At 48.2% G+C, this 15687-nt stretch carries 13 protein-coding genes and 1 pseudogene; 7 read left to right on the top strand and 7 right to left on the bottom strand.

The genetic code is table 11. The features are described from left to right. Positions 1 to 280: 280 nt before the first annotated feature. Entirely contained in the window at positions 281 to 724 is a 444-nt protein-coding gene (gene yiaA, locus DYD62_RS10365) for an inner membrane protein YiaA (protein WP_099397744.1), read from the top strand. Positions 725 to 809: 85 nt separating this feature from the next. After that, positions 810 to 2234 (top strand): alpha/beta fold hydrolase, encoded by a 1425-nt coding sequence (locus DYD62_RS10360; RefSeq protein WP_115227266.1) that lies wholly within the window; start codon positions 810 to 812, stop codon positions 2232 to 2234. 9 nt (positions 2235 to 2243) lie between these two features. Here the strand turns inward: DYD62_RS10360 and clsB are convergent. From clsB to DYD62_RS10340, 4 genes and pseudogenes are all read right to left on the bottom strand, one after another. Continuing rightward, positions 2244 to 3287, bottom strand: a pseudogene (gene clsB / locus DYD62_RS10355) (cardiolipin synthase ClsB); the annotation flags it as partial. 365 nt (positions 3288 to 3652) lie between these two features. Continuing rightward, positions 3653 to 4462 carry an endonuclease/exonuclease/phosphatase family protein gene (locus tag DYD62_RS10350; protein WP_115227265.1) on the bottom strand — a complete coding sequence of 270 codons (810 nt, stop codon included), beginning with the start codon at positions 4460 to 4462 and terminating at the stop codon, positions 3653 to 3655. 133 nt (positions 4463 to 4595) lie between these two features. Next, on the bottom strand, positions 4596 to 5867 hold the full coding sequence (locus DYD62_RS10345) for a Y-family DNA polymerase (protein ID WP_115227264.1): 1272 nt from the start codon (positions 5865 to 5867) through the stop codon (positions 4596 to 4598). Then, positions 5867 to 6307, bottom strand: coding sequence for a LexA family protein (locus DYD62_RS10340; protein ID WP_115227263.1), 441 nt, complete (start codon positions 6305 to 6307; stop codon positions 5867 to 5869). The genes DYD62_RS10345 and DYD62_RS10340 overlap by 1 nt, the downstream gene beginning before the upstream one ends. Here DYD62_RS10340 and DYD62_RS10335 point away from each other — a divergent pair. The 3 genes from DYD62_RS10335 to DYD62_RS10325 all read left to right on the top strand — a co-directional run bounded on the left by DYD62_RS10335 (position 6306) and on the right by DYD62_RS10325 (position 8893). After that, entirely contained in the window at positions 6306 to 6491 is a 186-nt protein-coding gene (locus DYD62_RS10335; protein ID WP_115227262.1) for a hypothetical protein, read from the top strand. The genes DYD62_RS10340 and DYD62_RS10335 overlap by 2 nt on opposite strands. 55 nt (positions 6492 to 6546) lie before the next feature. Continuing rightward, positions 6547 to 7635, top strand: coding sequence for a glycerol dehydrogenase (locus tag DYD62_RS10330; protein ID WP_115227261.1), 1089 nt, complete (start codon positions 6547 to 6549; stop codon positions 7633 to 7635). 508 nt (positions 7636 to 8143) lie between these two features. After that, positions 8144 to 8893 (top strand): substrate-binding periplasmic protein, encoded by a 750-nt coding sequence (locus DYD62_RS10325; RefSeq protein WP_115227260.1) that lies wholly within the window; start codon positions 8144 to 8146, stop codon positions 8891 to 8893. Between the two features lie 35 nt (positions 8894 to 8928). On the opposite strand, the gene DYD62_RS10320 is transcribed toward DYD62_RS10325, so the two are convergent. Together DYD62_RS10320 and DYD62_RS10315 are read right to left on the bottom strand one after the other, a co-directional pair. Continuing rightward, positions 8929 to 10326 (bottom strand): pyridoxal phosphate-dependent decarboxylase family protein, encoded by a 1398-nt coding sequence (locus DYD62_RS10320; RefSeq protein ID WP_115227259.1) that lies wholly within the window; start codon positions 10324 to 10326, stop codon positions 8929 to 8931. 7 nt (positions 10327 to 10333) lie between these two features. After that, a complete protein-coding gene (locus tag DYD62_RS10315; protein WP_115227258.1) occupies positions 10334 to 11131 on the bottom strand; it encodes a 2OG-Fe(II) oxygenase in 798 nt (265 codons plus the stop codon). A gap of 307 nt (positions 11132 to 11438) precedes the next feature. On the opposite strand from DYD62_RS10315, the gene DYD62_RS10310 reads away from it, so the two are divergent. Then, positions 11439 to 12905 (top strand): alanine/glycine:cation symporter family protein, encoded by a 1467-nt coding sequence (locus DYD62_RS10310; protein WP_115227257.1) that lies wholly within the window; start codon positions 11439 to 11441, stop codon positions 12903 to 12905. Positions 12906 to 12972: 67 nt separating this feature from the next. Here the strand turns inward: DYD62_RS10310 and DYD62_RS10305 are convergent, their stop codons facing one another. Further along, positions 12973 to 14112 (bottom strand): pyridoxal-phosphate-dependent aminotransferase family protein, encoded by a 1140-nt coding sequence (locus DYD62_RS10305; protein ID WP_115227256.1) that lies wholly within the window; start codon positions 14110 to 14112, stop codon positions 12973 to 12975. A 409-nt stretch (positions 14113 to 14521) separates the two neighbouring features. Here DYD62_RS10305 and DYD62_RS10300 point away from each other — a divergent pair, with 409 nt between their 5' ends. Then, positions 14522 to 15325, top strand: a complete 804-nt coding sequence (locus tag DYD62_RS10300) for an arylamine N-acetyltransferase family protein (RefSeq protein ID WP_115227255.1) — start codon at positions 14522 to 14524, stop codon at positions 15323 to 15325. Positions 15326 to 15687: the final 362 nt, after the last annotated feature.

Raw genomic sequence — 15687 nt, 5'->3', positions numbered from 1 at the left:
TTTTATCTCACCCTGACTTGAGCCGGATCGCACCGATAAATCATTAATCACGCGATTCTTACCCGGGATCGCCTCCGCTCAGCTTTTTAATTCCATTTTACTTGCTATTGCTCAGCGATTAATTTAATCTTCAACTGACTTTTTCTGACAGCAATCAATTTAGCAATCTGATCTGCGTATTTATATTTTTAAATCCATAGATAAAAACCCCAATCCCGCTTTATCCGAATGCTCAGCATTCAGCATGGCTTGATCATTTAAAAGTAAGCAAAGGACAAATATGAAAGCAAAACACAGTGGCCCATCAGGTGCCTTTATTGGTGCATCTTGGCTCGCCCTCTTTATTGGAACGCTGACGTATTCAATCGGTCTCTGGAATGCCACTATGGCACTCAATGAAAAAGGCTATTACTTTACCCTGCTGTTATACGGCTTGTTTGCCGCTATTTCATTACAAAAGTCGGTACGTGACCGACTAGAAGATATCCCGGTCACCGGGCTTTATTTCGGGCTTTGCTGGGTTTCTATTGGTGCCGCCTTATTATTGCTTGCTGCAGGTTTATGGAATGCAACGCTTACCTCCAGCGAGAAAGGCTTTTATGCAATGTCGTACTTGCTAAGCCTGTTTGCATCGGTTGCCGTGCAAAAAAATGTACGGGATGTGGCTTTGTTAAAACCAGAGTTTGCAGAAACTGAATCAGCAGACCTCAATACTTTCAAATAAAAATTCCAAATAAAATTGCGGTGGCAGGCCTCAGTCACCGCAATTTTCCGCTTCAACATCAAGCTATAAACACTTATCTGAATCCATGCTGAAATTCGCGGCCTGCCTTGTACTGACTTTATTGATCAGCAACCCTTTGTATGCAGAAACAACCTTTCTTTCTGGTAAGCCGCTTGATATTCCGGCACCGGCAGCTTATCCGCCTGAATGGCGCTACCATTTGCAGGACGCGCCATTTTTTAACAGCAAAGTTTTTGTCATACAAGCTGGAAACCCGCAACACCCAAGCATTGTGCTGGTGCATGGCCTTGGAAACCAGGCCAGCCGGGACTGGCTAACTCAAATCCCTAGGCTCGCCCGTAACTATCATGTGGTGGCTTTTGATCTGCCAGGATTTGGCTTATCGGGCAATAATGTGGAACGGCTTTCACCTGCCCATTATGGCCAGCTGATTGATGCTTTAATTCAGCAATACACTGCGGATCAGCGCGTCATTTTAATTGGCCATTCTTTAGGCGCAGCAATCAGCTTACGCTATACCTACAATCACCCGGAAAAAGTCCACCATCTGGTACTGATTGATGCTGCAGGTATTTTGCAAAAAACGGTTTATTTAGATTATTTAAGCAAACTTAATTTTGAGCGGGCAGAAAGCAATTTACCCAATATGCTCATTAATTTTGCCACCCGCAAAGTGAACCGCTTACGCTCCAGCCTGATTGAAACAGCAGACGACGTACTGCCCGATCCAAGCAGCCTGCTACATCACTCCCCGGTCAGGGAGCATCTTTTTAAAAATATGCACACTTTTAATGCAGCGCTTTCCCTGCTGGATGAAGACTTTACTGAGGCCATCAGCCATACCCAAACCCCAACCGATATTTTCTGGGGAAAAAACGATCCTGTTGCCCCGCTCAGAACCGCTTATTTGCTTGCGGGCCGCATGCCCAATGCCCGTCTAAACCTGTTTGAGAACACCGCTCATGTACCTATGGCCGAGCGCCCTGATGAATTTGCCGAGCGGCTAAATAGTGCGCTCACGATTCCTATTCCGGAAAAAACCACCGCACCTGTAACCAGCAGCAGCCGGAATCATCTTTGCAATAAAAATAATAATCAGCGATTAACTGGTGCTTATGACCGCATTGAGCTGAACGGCTGCAAACAGGTGTACTTATATCATCTCAGCGCCCGCTCTTTGCTCATCAACGATTCCAGTGTGTGGCTGGATAATGTGCAGATCAGCAATCCAGACGCGGCGGTGATCATCAACCGCTCTCAGATTACTGCCACCAACAGCCGCATAGAGGGCCAGCCTGCGCTGTCTGTTGATTCTGGCAATCTGGATTTTGCAGGCGTCTCTGTTCACAGCCAGACGACTCCGATTCAGGTGCGCGGGCGCAGCAAATTGTATTTTTCAGTCAGTGATATGAATAAGGGCGGAATACAGCGCGTGCTGCATCAAAAAATCAATAGCACCGCAAAAGACTTTCAGGCACTGCCAGAGTAAGCATCGGGGCTATTCCAGATAACGGCGTCCGCCATAGCCGCTCACCCCCATCATCAGGCGCACCACGGCATGGCAAAGCCAGGGTAAAACCCGGTAAACCCAGCGATCCCGTTCAACATCGCTTTTTTTAATTTGTACTGCGTCCTCTTGCAATGCACGCATCAGATCGGCACGCAGCTCGCCGGCGAACTGCTTCTCACGTACAAAAACATTGGCTTCGCGAGCCAGAAGCAGGCTGAAAGGATCAATATTGCTTGAGCCAACCGTCGCCCAAACACCATCAATCGCCGCCACTTTGGCATGCATAAAGCCTTTTTGGTATTCGTAGATTTCGATGCCCGCACTTAAAAACTGCTGATAAAACCCCCGGCTGGCATAGTGCAGTAAAGCGTGATCCACCCTTCCCTGCACCAGCAATACCACATTCACACCGCGCTTAGCCGCATGAATCAGTGCATGACGTAAGCGATATCCGGGCAGGAAATATGCATTGGCCAAGATGATTTCGCTTTTAGCATGCAAAATAGCACGCAAATATTCGCGCTCTATATCACGCCGGTGACGTAGATTATCCCTGTACAGAAACGAGCCGCGAGCACGCCCCAGCGTCATCACAGACGGCCTAAGTGCGCTTTTTTTTGCCCAGTTCTGCTTAAGCTGCACCCATGCGGTATGCCGCCACAGATGATCCACCGATTCATGCACCTGAGCCACCAGCGGGCCCACCATACGCACCGCATAATCATAGCGCGGTGCCAGCTCTGGCTGCCCAGGCTCAAAATCAGACAGAATATTAATCCCGCCTATAAACGCTACATTGCCATCAATAACAGCCAGCTTTCGGTGCAGGCGGCGTAAACGCTGCCTGTCGAGCGAGAGTATTTTTACTTCTGGCCTGAAAAACAAAACCCTCACGCCTGATGCGGCCAGCTTCTTCTGCCAGAACAAAGGCAAATGCCCGGCTCCAAAGCCATCAATCTGTACGTTAACCCGCACACCGCGCAAAGCAGCCGCGATTAAAGCCTCCATCACCGCCGTCCCTACTTCATCGGCCTCGAATAAATAGCTTTCTAAAAAACTTCTTGTTGTGCCAGATTAATCGCATCGATCAGCGCAGGAAAATAATCCTGCCCGTTAAAAAGTAATTTAAAGCGATTTCCAGCCACATACATAAGTCAGCCTCATCTGCCTGTTTCACATTATTCAGCGCTACGGTGCACGCCATGGCCAAGCCCAAGGCCCAGCACAACAAGACCGCACTGAATCATCTTGTCAGTACGCCCCTGAAGCAAGACAAGATGCTCCGCTGTCCGTAGTTTGATTTTTATCCTAGATTTGACCGCACTTTTTCACGCCGTTCAAAAGCCACAAGGACAAGCATAAAATAACACCGCAACGACTCAGACCCGGCTGATCACTTACAGTTCAACACCCGCCGTCCCAAGCCCACCCTCATTACGGTGTAAGACGGTATAGAGTGGCGCATGATCCGACAAATCAGACCAGGGCACTCCGCCCAGCACATTGGCCACTTGCACCGTAAACCCCCGTAAATACACCCGATCCAGAGACAGGATAGGTAAGCGGGCAGGAAAGCTTTTAGCAGAAGTACCGTGCAAAGCATTAAAGGCCTCGATCAAACCCAGCTCGCGGGCAAAATGCAGGGTGGCCTCGCCGCGCCAATCATTAAAATCGCCAGCCAGCACCAGAGGCGCATGTTCAGGCACATCACTGAGTACCCGTTCGATCAGCATTTTGACTTGTTTACGCCTGTCCATTGCCCGCAAATTGAGGTGCACACAAAGCGCATGCAGTGGCTGATGCCAGCCCGGCACATCCAGCTCGCAGTGTAAGACGCCACGCTGCTCAAAACGGTGCAGGGTTAAATCATGATTATGCCAGCGCAAAATAGGGAACCGGGATAACAGTGCATTACCATGGTGCCCCAGCTTATAACGGGCATTTAAGCCATAAGCCACATGTAAATCGCCCGCCAGATATTCATGCTGCGGGGCAACTGGCCAGTTAGAAAAACGCTGTATTCGCTGGCTGTGCGCGCCTTGTACTTCCTGTAAAAAAATCAAATCTGGCGACAAAGCCTGCAAGGCCTCACGAACATCATGCACAACCAGCCGCTGGTTAAACAGCGACAGCCCCTTGTGAATATTGTAAGTAGCCACTTTTAAAGACAAATGATTATTCAAAGCAAAATCACCCACAGAGGCCATGAAAAAAGAGTTGTTTCAAGCCGCCCATTGCAGTTTTTAAAACCACAGGGACTTCTTTTAGCCTACCCCTAACATTACCAAAATGTAAGGAAATTGTACGAATGGCGTGCGACATCAACGACTTTCATCTCTTTTAAACTTCCAATAACTCATTCCAGCAAGTGGTATAACGCGGTGACCGCCACTGCTGATTCATGTTGCTGGCGTGGCTCATCAGCTCTGCTGCACTGCGCAGGGTATGCCTGCCAAAATGTTGATTGATTAAATCCAGAGCCGCCATCAGCTTTGCCCGCTGAGGGGGAGGACTATCGGCAAACAAATCCAGCTGTTGCTCTGATTCCCCCACTACGCCCGCCAGCATAACGCCTGCTTTTTGATACAAAGCGCCCTCCGTAAATAGTGTTTTTAAACCTGCCAGTGCTGCTTTTTGCAAGAGCAGGGTGTCATCTGTCGGCGCACTTAAAGGCAATACAACAGAGCGGTGCACGGGGGGATGGCTGTAATCAGAAGGCTGGCTGCGTACAAATAAAGTAAGCTGGCTGGCAAGAGACTGCTGTTGCCTAAGCTTAGTGGCCGCAGAAGAAATATGCAGTGCCAGTGCGGCCTGCACCTCGCTGAATAAACAGGTTTTACGGCCAAATGAACGGCTGACCAGAATATGCTGCCTTGCCGCCGGAAGATCTTCCAGCTCTAAGCAGGCTTCGCCATTAAGCTCTGCAATGGTTTGCCCCACTAAAATGCCATGACGGCGACGCAGCAATGCAGGCGACGCTTTTTTTAAATCATAAACCGTAGAGATGCCATCAAATTCTAATTTGCGGGCAAGCCGGCACCCTATCCCCCACACCTCTCCCACAGGCAACTTTTGCAAAATGGCATCCCAAGCCTGAGGCTCAGTTTCATAGAAATTAAACACCCCATTTTTAGCCCATGGCTGCATTTTTTTAGCCAGCATATTGCACAGCTTTGCCAGTGTTTTACTAGGTGCAAGCCCTACACAAACAGGAATGCCCGTGCGCTGCTTAATATCATTTTTTAGCGTATGACAATACGCCGTCACCCTGCTGAAACCCGTTAAATCCAGAAAGCTTTCATCGATAGAATAGATTTCTTGCAAGGGAGAGTAACGCCCAAGGATAGACATCACCCGGCGGCTTAAATCGCCATATAAAGCGTAATTACTGGAAAGTACCACGACGCCATGCTGTGCAATTAAATCCCTGATCTGAAACAAAGGCACGCCCATAGGAATACCCAGCGCCTTGCTTTCATTGCTGCGGGCCACCACGCAGCCATCGTTATTTGACAGCACGACGATGGGCCGTTGATTTAAAGCGGGCCGAAATACCCGCTCGCAAGACGCATAAAAATTATTGCAATCCACAAGCGCAATTTGCCGCTGCATTACACACGCCTCGCAAGACCTGTGAGCACGCCAAACAGCGAAAGCTCCTGCTCTGGCCGCACAAAAATGGGCTGATATGCCGGATTTTCCGGCTGCAAGATTACCTGCTGCCCGCGCAAAATCAGCCTCTTCAAAGTGAATTCACCATCTAGAGCGGCAACAACAATATCGCCAGATACCGCCTGGCGGCCCCGGTCCACAATCAGCCAGTCTCCTGCACAAATATGCGCATCAATCATCGAATCCCCCTTGCAGCGCAGCAAAACGGTTGATTCCTTATCCTGAATAAGGTGCTGATCAAGGCTGAGATACTCTTCTAAATATCCCTCTGCAGGGCTGGGAAAACCAGCAGCAATCGGGGTACTGCTATAAGGCAGGTAAACAGGCACGCAGCCTGCTGCTGGCAAGCGGGCCCCCTGAGTAGTATAAAAATCCGACATGGGCAATACCAATATAGAACGATCGTTCTATATTGGGCGTAAATATATCGCCGGTAAAGATAAAAATGACAAACGCCTCAAAAAAGCCTCCATGGATGCGCCCTCTCTTCGTAAAGATGCGCTGGCCATGCATTTGATCCAAATCAAACCCCAGCCAATCGCTTCGGACTATCCCCTTAAATAATGAACTTATCCCGCATTGGCACGGCCATACAAGAATATGAAACAAGGAGCACCGCATGGAAAAGATCATTTCAAGCCCAGGCAAATACATCCAGGGCAAAGGCGTACTGGCTTCTTTGGCTAAATACAGCCTGCAACTGGGCGATACAGCGCTGATTATGAGTGGTGGCATGGTAAAGAGCATCGTCACCCCTATCATCAGCAAGAGTTTTAGCGATGCGCACGCCGCGTTTTATATGGAAACCTTTGAAGGCGAATGTTGCCGTACAGAAATTGATCGCCTTGTCGCCATCTGTAAAGCAAAGCAGATTAAAGTGGTGATTGGCGTGGGCGGTGGCAAAACACTGGATACCGCGAAAGCCGTGGCTTATTACCATCAAGTGCCAGTTGTGATTGCGCCAACCATTGCCTCTACCGATGCGCCCACCAGCGCCTTATCGGTGATTTACACCGAGGCAGGGCAATTTGAATCTTATTTAATGCTGCCCAAAAATCCTGATGTAGTGCTGATCGACAGCCAAATCGTTGCCCGGGCCCCGGCCCGCCTGATTGTGGCAGGGATGGGGGATGCACTGGCCACCTATTTTGAAGCCCGCGCCAATGGGTGCTCTGGCAATCCAGCCATGTCTGGCGGCATCCCTACCCTGTCGGCGCTGGCGCTAGCCGAGCTTTGCTATAAAACGTTGCTGAAAGATGGCCTGAAAGCCAAATTAGCGGTCGAAAGCCAAGTAGTTACGCAGGCAGTAGAAAATATCATTGAAGCCAATACTTACTTAAGTGGCATTGGTTTTGAAAGTGGCGGATTAGCGGCTGCCCACGCCGTGCATAATGGCCTGACTTTACTCAGCGAATGCCATCATTTATTTCACGGCGAAAAAGTCGCTTTCGGCACGCTGGTGCAATTGGCTTTAGAAAACGCCCCCTTAGAAGAAATCAATCAAGTACTAGCTTTCTGCCACAGCGTGGGCCTGCCCACCTGCCTCGCTGATCTGGGCGCAGGCGATGTCAGCAAAGAAGCACTGATGGCCGTCGCCAAAGCAGCTTGTGCTGCAGGTGAAACCATACACAATATGCCGTTTAAAGTAGACGCCGATGCGGTGTATGGGGCAATTTTAGTTGCAGATCAATTAGGCAAGCGGGTTTAACACCATCCTGCCAGTGAAATGCCCCGTCACTCAGCAGCAGTTTTTGCCGTAAATCCGTTTTAGGCGGATTTTTGCGGCAAAAGCCGCTTCTCTAAAAACATTTGTTACTGTTTTTACCTGAATTAGCGAGGATAAGTTTTAATTAACTTAGCGCTAAAAAAACAGATCGCTGAATTAAAATACAAATTACCATTTTTAATTAAAACACATCTTCATTTGCCATTTAAAAGGACTTGCCGCTGCTTCCCTTGCTCTATACACCATCACCGTTTATTCAGGGTAAAACCAGCCCCACTTTGCCCATAAACAATCAAGCAGCAATGACCTGTTTACCCCCTGCAAGGTGCTGAAGAAACCTCTGCTCGAATCAAAGCCCCTTGATCGACACACAATTAAATCAATCACCTACAAGTGTCTAATGTGCGAAAGAAGTATTTGTGCAGAGGTTCCTTAAGCACACCAATGCGGCCAGAAATTACTGCTATATTGATTCAAAAGGGGGCGGGCCTTGCGTGATTTTCTCACCATTTTTCTCTTTATCATCTCAGCGGCCAGCGCACAATGCGCTGAGGTACGTGTTCGGATCGCCAGTGGCGAGTTTCAGCCCTATCTATCTGAATCGCTGCAGGATGAAGGATTTATCAGCAAAATAATCAGAGAAGCATTCAGGCAGGAAAAGGTGGCGGTATCTATCGCTTATTACCCATGGAAAAGATCATACGATATGGTCAAAAAGGGCGAGGCAGACCTCACCCCTTATTGGGTTAAAACACCGGAGCGCAGCCAGCTTTTTATTTTCAGCGATCCGATTGATGTTGTTCAGTATGGTTTTTTTTATTTAAAAGATAAAAAAATAACGCAACTGGATTTGAGTAGTTTAAATAATTACAAAGTAGGCGTAAGTATTGGCTACAGCTATGGTGCCGCCTTTGATACCGCCAGAAAAAAACAGCAATTTATATGTGATGAAGCCCCCAGCGATGAAATCAATATCAAAAAATTAATTGCCAAACGAATTGACTTATTTACTGCAGATAAAACACTGGGACAATACCTTATCTCTACCACACTCCCCCCTAAAGATGCAGAAAGAATCACCTTCTTCCCCAAAAACTTTGCCGAAGAGCCTGTTTATTTGTTAATTTCTAAAAAAACGCCCAATGGCGCAGAAATTGCCGATAAATTTAATAAAGGCCTTAAAAAATTAAAACAGAGCGGCGAGTATCAGCGCATCATGCAAGAAGCAAAAAATCAATAAAAAGGGGCTTTGTTTTACTCAAAACCCCTTTTTATTTACATTAAATCTTTTGCCAAGTTTTTAATCAGCTGCCAGGCCTCCCAAACATGCCGCTCATTCACTTCAGTTTGGCCAATCACCATTCTGAGAGCCAGCTGATGGTTGATTTTGGTATGCGTCATAAACACTTTGCCACTGGCATTGATGCGGCGCAGCAGCTCCATATTAATCTCGTCACTGGCTTTTAAACGAAAGCAGAGCAAATTAAAATGCCGCTGAGCAAGCACTTCAAAATGAGGCTCTTGCCTTAGCCACTGCTCCAGCCTGGCGCTTAAATCAAGGTGATGCGTCACTAAATCCCTTAAACCGTTTGTGCCGTACCAGCGCAGCACAAACCAAAGTTTTAAAGCCCTGAATCGCCGCCCAAGGCCCACACCCCAATTCATAAAATGAGTCTGACCGGTGCTATTGGGGGATTTCAGATATTCAGGAATCAGGCCCAGCGTAAAGGTTTTAAGCAGGCTTTCTTTATCGCGAATAAAAAACGCTGAGCAATCAAAATTGCAAAGCAGCCATTTATGCGGATTCACCACCATGCTATCGGCCTCGGTATACCCTGCCGCGAGTTGCCGCACCTCGGGCAACATCAGCGCCGATCCGGCATAGGCTGCATCGATATGAAACCAGATTTGCTGTGCCTTGGCGATTTTGGCCATCGCAGCAAGATCATCAACGGCCGTGCTGCCTGTCGTCCCCAAGGCGCCCACCATAAAAAACGGCGTAAACCCTTGCTCAATATCCTCAGCAATGGCTTGTTGCAAGAGATCAATGCGGATAGATTGATGCTCGTCTACAGGGATTTTTCTTAGGTTTTGCTGGCCGATACCGGCAATTTTGATCGCTTTTTCAATAGAGGTATGTGCTTCAGACGAGCAATACGCGCTTAATTTATACCCTGCCACACCCGTTTGATTTACTTCAAACTGTGTCGCTTTTTCCCTGGCCACCAAGAGCGCAATCAGGGTAGAGCTGGATGCGGAATCCTGAATTACACCCGAAAAAGCCTCAGGCAAGCCCCATAAATCACGCAGCCATTCCATCATTCTGATTTCTAATTCTGTAGCTGCAGGTGAGGTGAGCCAGCTCATGCACTGCACCCCCAGGCTGGCCACCAGCATTTCGGCCAATACAGAAGGCGGGCTGGTATTAGAAGGGAAATACCCCATAAACTGCGGGTGCTGCCAATGCGTTATCCCCGGCACAATAATCTTTTTAAAATCGGCAAAAATCTCAGAGAAATGCTCGGCATTTTTGGGCGCAAAATCAGGGATCTGCTGCAAAATCTCGCCGCCTTTTAATGCGGTCACGACCGGATAATCAGCAACATTCTGCTGATATGCATTCATCCATTCACTGACATCGGCCAGCGCCTGTTTAAAGTCTTGTTGCATCATATCGCCCCTAATTCCAAAGCAGGAGTGATTTTTCCTGCTGATAGCCGATAAACATTTGCGTTGTGATTCTGTCTTCACCCAAAAATGCGCCAATGGCATGCGGTTTACGGCAGTTAAAAATAAGCAAATCACCCTGGCTGGGTTTTATTTTTACCGGATCAGGTAATTGGGCCCGCCATTGCTCCGGGGCTTGGGTCAAAGGGGTCAGTGCAGGGATATCCCATATTTCCAATTCACCGCCTGCATCCGGCACTTTTAAATAAATATTGGCGGCAAGCTGGGCATCTAATTGAGCATATTCAGGAGGTAATGCATCAAAGTGCGGCTCTGATGCACTTAAATAGGATTGCTCTGCCCTGCTGATGCGCACAATTCCGGCCAGCATTTTTTTATGCTCAAAATGGGCAACGGTTGCCCCCGGTATAAACAACTCATCTAATTCCAGTCGCAATTTATCAATGGGCGATAAAAAGTGCTCACAATACCCGCGTAACCGTTCAATTTGCACACTGGCATTGCGATAGTATTCATGGATGGCTTCAGGATTAGCGGTATTGTAAGTGCTATTAAACGGAATCCCGATACGATCAACACCAAAATACTTTTGCAGCAGTTTTTCATCTTCAATCACTTCATGGGTATAGGGATCTATATCCTGGCTGCTCAATATATTATGACTGAGTAAATTGCATAAATGCGCCGGGTAATAGCCTTCTATACGGACAACAGCAATTTCATCATGAATCAGTTCATCAATTAAATCTGCCGATAACTTCTTTGCAACTCTGACTATTCTTTGCCCCATAAGACACTGCTCCCATGTATTGAAATACGAAGTCGCTTTAAAAAAGTGGATAACCACGCTCTGTCAGTAAGAAGAAAAACCCGCCATGAGCTATGCGGAGACTAGCACGCACAACTTAAATTAGTAATAAGAATCATTGTTATTAAAAGCGCTAAAGAAATAACCGATTCACCCATTCATTTGACATATGCATTACGCATAACTGACTACTTAGGGAGAAGCCCCAGTAATCAAAGTGTTGCATTGTGCTTAACAATGGTCCCCCTTTGATCTATTTCGCATTTCAGATGCGTCAGGAGAGAACACCATGCAAGAATGGGTGAATGCGATAAACAGCTGGATCTGGAGCTCTGCCCTGATCTATTTGTGCCTGGGCGTGGGGCTGTATTTTTCGATTCGCACCCGCTTTATGCAAGTTCGCCATATCCGCGAAATGATTCGACTGATGTTCAAAGGCAAAGCCTCTGCTGCCGGTGTTTCGTCGTTTCAGGCGCTGTCTCTCTCGCTTTCCGGCCGGGTAGGCACAGGGAATATTGCAGGCGTCGCCACCGCCATCTCTTTTGGCGGGCCGGGTGCTATCTTCTGGATGTGGGTAGTGGCATTCTTAGGCGCCAGCACGGCCTATATTGAATCGGTGCTCGGGCAGATTTATCACGAAAAACACGAAGGCCAGTACCGGGGCGGCCCCGCTTTTTATATTGAAAAAGGCCTAGGCTGGAAATGGTATTCCATGCTGTTTGCCTGTGTCACCGTCATTGCCTGCGGGGTACTGATGCCTGGCGTGCAAGCCAATGGGATTGCTGCTGGCTTAAAAACGGCTTTTGGGTTGAGCCCCGAAGTCACTGGTGCAATCGTGGTGCTATTACTCGGCATGATTATTTTTGGCGGCGTAAAACGCATTGCCAATGTAGCGCAAGTGGTGGTGCCCTTTATGGCGCTGGGCTATATCCTGATTGCCTTTGTGGTGATTCTGCTCAATATTCAGCAATTACCCGATGTCTTTATGCTGATTGTCCGCTCTGCTTTTGGTACCGAGGCGGGCATGGGGGCCATGCTGGGGCTGGCGATTCAATGGGGGGTAAAACGCGGTATTTATTCAAATGAAGCGGGCCAAGGTACCGGGCCGCATGCCGCCGCTGCCGCTGAAGTTAAACACCCCGCCCAGCAAGGCTTGGTGCAAGCGTTTTCGGTCTATATCGATACGCTTTTTGTCTGCTCTGCCACAGCCTTTATGATTTTAATTACCGGCAAATACAATGTAGTGGCCCCCGATGGGCAGGCTATTTTCACTGGCCTAGCAGGCATGACGGCAGGAAGCGATTTTACTCAGGCCGCGGTAGAGCAAGCCCTACCGGGCTTTGGCTCCATGTTTGTCGGCATTGCCCTGTTCTTTTTCGCCTTCACCACGATTTTGGCTTACTACTATATTGCCGAAACAAATGTCGCCTTTTTAGCACGAAAAACCCCTTCAGCCGGACTATTTTTTGTTTTAAAAATAGCCATTCTCGCCGTATCGTTTTATGGCTGCATCCGAACAGCAGAGCTGGCATGGGGCTTGGGCGATATGGGGGTTGGGCTGATGGCTTGGCTGAATATCATCGCCATTTTAGCGTTACAAAAACCGGCACTGGCCACGCTAAAAGACTACGAGCAACAGCTCAGCCTTAAGCAAGATCCGGTATTTAACCCAAGGGCTATGAGGCTGAATGTTGCTAAGCATTGGCATGCTAAGCACTCAGAATCTGAAGCAATACCCGAAGCGCCCAAAGCTTAGTCATAAAAAACCGACCCTGTGCTTAGGGTCGGTTTTTAAACCGGCGAGGGAAAACCCACAAATCAACTTAGCGCAGTACCGTCGCCAAAGCATGTACACACACAGCAATATTTTCACGTCGTGCGCCATACCCCATCAGGCCAAACCGCCATGCTTTACCAGCCAGCGCGCCTAGGCCTGCGCCAATTTCAAGGTTGTAATCTTCCAGCAGCACCTTGCGCACCGCAGCATCATCAATGCCTGCAGGAATATGCACGGTATTGAGCTGAGGCAGGCGGTAAGCTTCTTCCACTACAAATTCCAGCCCCAAAGATTCCAGACCATGGCGCAGCAGCTGATGCATATCACGGTGGCGCTGCCATGCTTTTTCTAAGCCTTCATTCGCCAGCAAGCGCAAAGATTCATGCAAGGCATACAGCGTATTCACCGGCGCGGTGTGGTGATAGCTGCGCTTTGCGCCTCCTGTGGCATCGCCCCAATAGCCCATCACCAAGCTTTGATCTAAAAACCAGCTTTGTACCGGCGTTTTGCGTGCTTTTAATTTAGCCACGGCCGCATCAGAGAAAGACAGCGGCGAGAGGCCAGGCACGCAGGATAAACACTTCTGGCTACCTGAATACACCGCATCAATACCCCAATCATCCACGCGCAGCTCAACACCACCAAGGGAAGTCACCGCATCCACAATCGTCAGGCAATCGTATTTTTTAGCCAGTGCACAGAGCGTTTTGGCATCAGACAAAGCCCCTGTGGAGGTTTCTGCATGCACAAAGGCGAGGAACTTGGCTTCTGGATGAGCTTTGAGTGCATCTTCTACTTGCTGCGGATTAACCGGCTCGCCCCATGCGTTATCTACCAGTACGGCAATTGCGCCTAGGCGCTCAACATTCTGGCGCATACGCTCGCCAAATACGCCGTTGCGGCAAACGATGACGGTTTCACCCGGCTCAACCAGATTCACAAAACACGCTTCCATCCCTGCAGAACCTGGCGCTGAAACCGCCATGGTGACTGAGTTTTGGGTCTGAAATGCGTATTGCAGCAGCGTTTTAATCTCGTCCATCATGCCCACAAACAGCGGGTCTAAATGGCCCACGGTGGGTTTGGACAATGCCGCCAGCACAGAAGGATAAATATCAGAGGGCCCCGGCCCCATCAAAATACGATGCGGAGGGAAAAAAGGCATAATCATCGGTGGCGTAAGCATGGAAGTCTCCGTAGTGAGTCATTGCATTATCGGACTTTTTAGTCCGACTTACGGCGGTGGAAAACACTTATGTTGCTGCAGTGCAAAAAGACCATCCTGATTAAACGAGGTTTTAAGCAGACTGTCATCCGGTGAGCGTACACTTACACTGTCTTTACTGAAGATGCCTCTTATTCAAACTCCGTATCAAAACCATAAGGGGGGCTGCGTCTTGTGCTGCGCAGTATTAAGCCGCAGTTTTACCCCAGCACTGCAGATTAAGGGAACTTATAGATTTGGTGAGCGTCTGCCCGTTTGGCGGGATGACCGCACACTTCTTAGTGTGTCTGAATATGGGCTGATACGGCTTGATCCGCTCCAAAAGTAAGCGACAACGCCCCTGCAAAGAGAACCCCTCCGAGGATAGCGAATGCTAAACAATCAGGAAATCAGGTTTTATCTGGAACGAATCAATTACTCCGGTAGCATTGCCGCCGATCTGCCTACGCTCAACGCCCTGCATCAAGCCCATATGCGGCATATTCCTTTTGAAAATCTAGATATTCACTTGGGTATTGCGATTGATTTAAGCCTTCCCGCCCTGTTTGATAAAATCATATTAAAAAAGCGGGGTGGATTTTGTTATGAGCTGAATTATCTGTTTCTTGCCCTGCTTTCATCGCTGGGCTTTAGCACCCGGCTGATTTCGGCCCAAGTATTTAATGGCAAAAGCTATGGACCAGCATTCGATCATCTGCTTCTGCTAATTGCCCTAGATCAACAGCAATATATTGCCGATATTGGTTTTGGCGATTCATTTCAAACGCCTTTACTTGTTCACGCGCAAAAAAATAACAATGCGGCTTACCAGATCGTGCAAAGCGATCAGATTTATACCGTGATGCAGAAAAAAAATAATCATGAATATAAACCGCAATACCAATTCACATTAAATGCATATGGCATTAGCGATTTTGCAGAGATGTGTATTTATCAGCAAACCTCCCCTGCTTCACATTTTACGCAAAAATCAGTTTGCTCAATCGCAACGGCTGAGGGGCGCAATACCATTTCAAATGATTGCGTCATTCAAAGTAAAAATGGCCACCGCACACTGCACCATATCGAAGACACAGCAGAATATCGCCAGTGCTTACTGCAACTATTTCAAATGCAGCTTCCCAGCAATGCAACGGTTGCTGCCCTGCTGGCCCCCCGAAAAGTCAGCAGCTAGGTGGGTAATTAACATTGCACCTTAAACCGAATCCAGCCCCATGCCGCTGCATTGAACAGCACACTGGCCCTGAATCATCTTCATCCGTTGATGATCTACAGAGATCACGCCACGCTTCTGCTAAATGAACACGAAAAGCGCAATCATCTGGCAACGTTTCGCTATGGCAGCGGCGCTTTTCCAAACCAACAACAGCGATCACGCAACAAAAACCCAACCTTACACCGCAAAAGAGTGAATTTTCGCAGCAAAGAATTGATTCCAGCCTTGAGGCTAAAAGATAGCCCACTTCATACTTAAAACAGCAGACAGACAACCTAAAGCTTTAAGCTAAAGTGCCGATGCATTAGTCCTGAGGCAAG

This window comes from Iodobacter fluviatilis (assembly GCF_900451195.1).
GTDB lineage: Bacteria > Pseudomonadota > Gammaproteobacteria > Burkholderiales > Chitinibacteraceae > Iodobacter > Iodobacter fluviatilis.
Note: the sequence above shows the minus strand (reverse complement) of the source record. Positions and strands in the feature narration are given on the sequence as shown.

Bases quoted from the DNA above. Each gene is read 5' to 3' on its own strand.
- DYD62_RS10350 (WP_115227265.1), bottom strand. From the start codon at position 4,462: ATGGCCTCTGTGGGTGATTTTGCTTTGAATAATCATTTGTCTTTAAAA.
- DYD62_RS10335 (WP_115227262.1), top strand. From the start codon at position 6,306: ATGGGCAATACCAATATAGAACGATCGTTCTATATTGGGCGTAAATAT.
- DYD62_RS10315 (WP_115227258.1), bottom strand. From the start codon at position 11,131: ATGGGGCAAAGAATAGTCAGAGTTGCAAAGAAGTTATCGGCAGATTTA.
- DYD62_RS10305 (WP_115227256.1), bottom strand. From the start codon at position 14,112: ATGCTTACGCCACCGATGATTATGCCTTTTTTCCCTCCGCATCGTATT.
- DYD62_RS10330 (WP_115227261.1), top strand. From the start codon at position 6,547: ATGGAAAAGATCATTTCAAGCCCAGGCAAATACATCCAGGGCAAAGGC.
- yiaA (WP_099397744.1), top strand. From the start codon at position 281: ATGAAAGCAAAACACAGTGGCCCATCAGGTGCCTTTATTGGTGCATCT.
- DYD62_RS10320 (WP_115227259.1), bottom strand. From the start codon at position 10,326: ATGATGCAACAAGACTTTAAACAGGCGCTGGCCGATGTCAGTGAATGG.
- DYD62_RS10310 (WP_115227257.1), top strand. From the start codon at position 11,439: ATGCAAGAATGGGTGAATGCGATAAACAGCTGGATCTGGAGCTCTGCC.
- DYD62_RS10340 (WP_115227263.1), bottom strand. From the start codon at position 6,307: ATGTCGGATTTTTATACTACTCAGGGGGCCCGCTTGCCAGCAGCAGGC.
- DYD62_RS10300 (WP_115227255.1), top strand. From the start codon at position 14,522: ATGCTAAACAATCAGGAAATCAGGTTTTATCTGGAACGAATCAATTAC.
- DYD62_RS10360 (WP_115227266.1), top strand. From the start codon at position 810: ATGCTGAAATTCGCGGCCTGCCTTGTACTGACTTTATTGATCAGCAAC.
- DYD62_RS10345 (WP_115227264.1), bottom strand. From the start codon at position 5,867: ATGCAGCGGCAAATTGCGCTTGTGGATTGCAATAATTTTTATGCGTCT.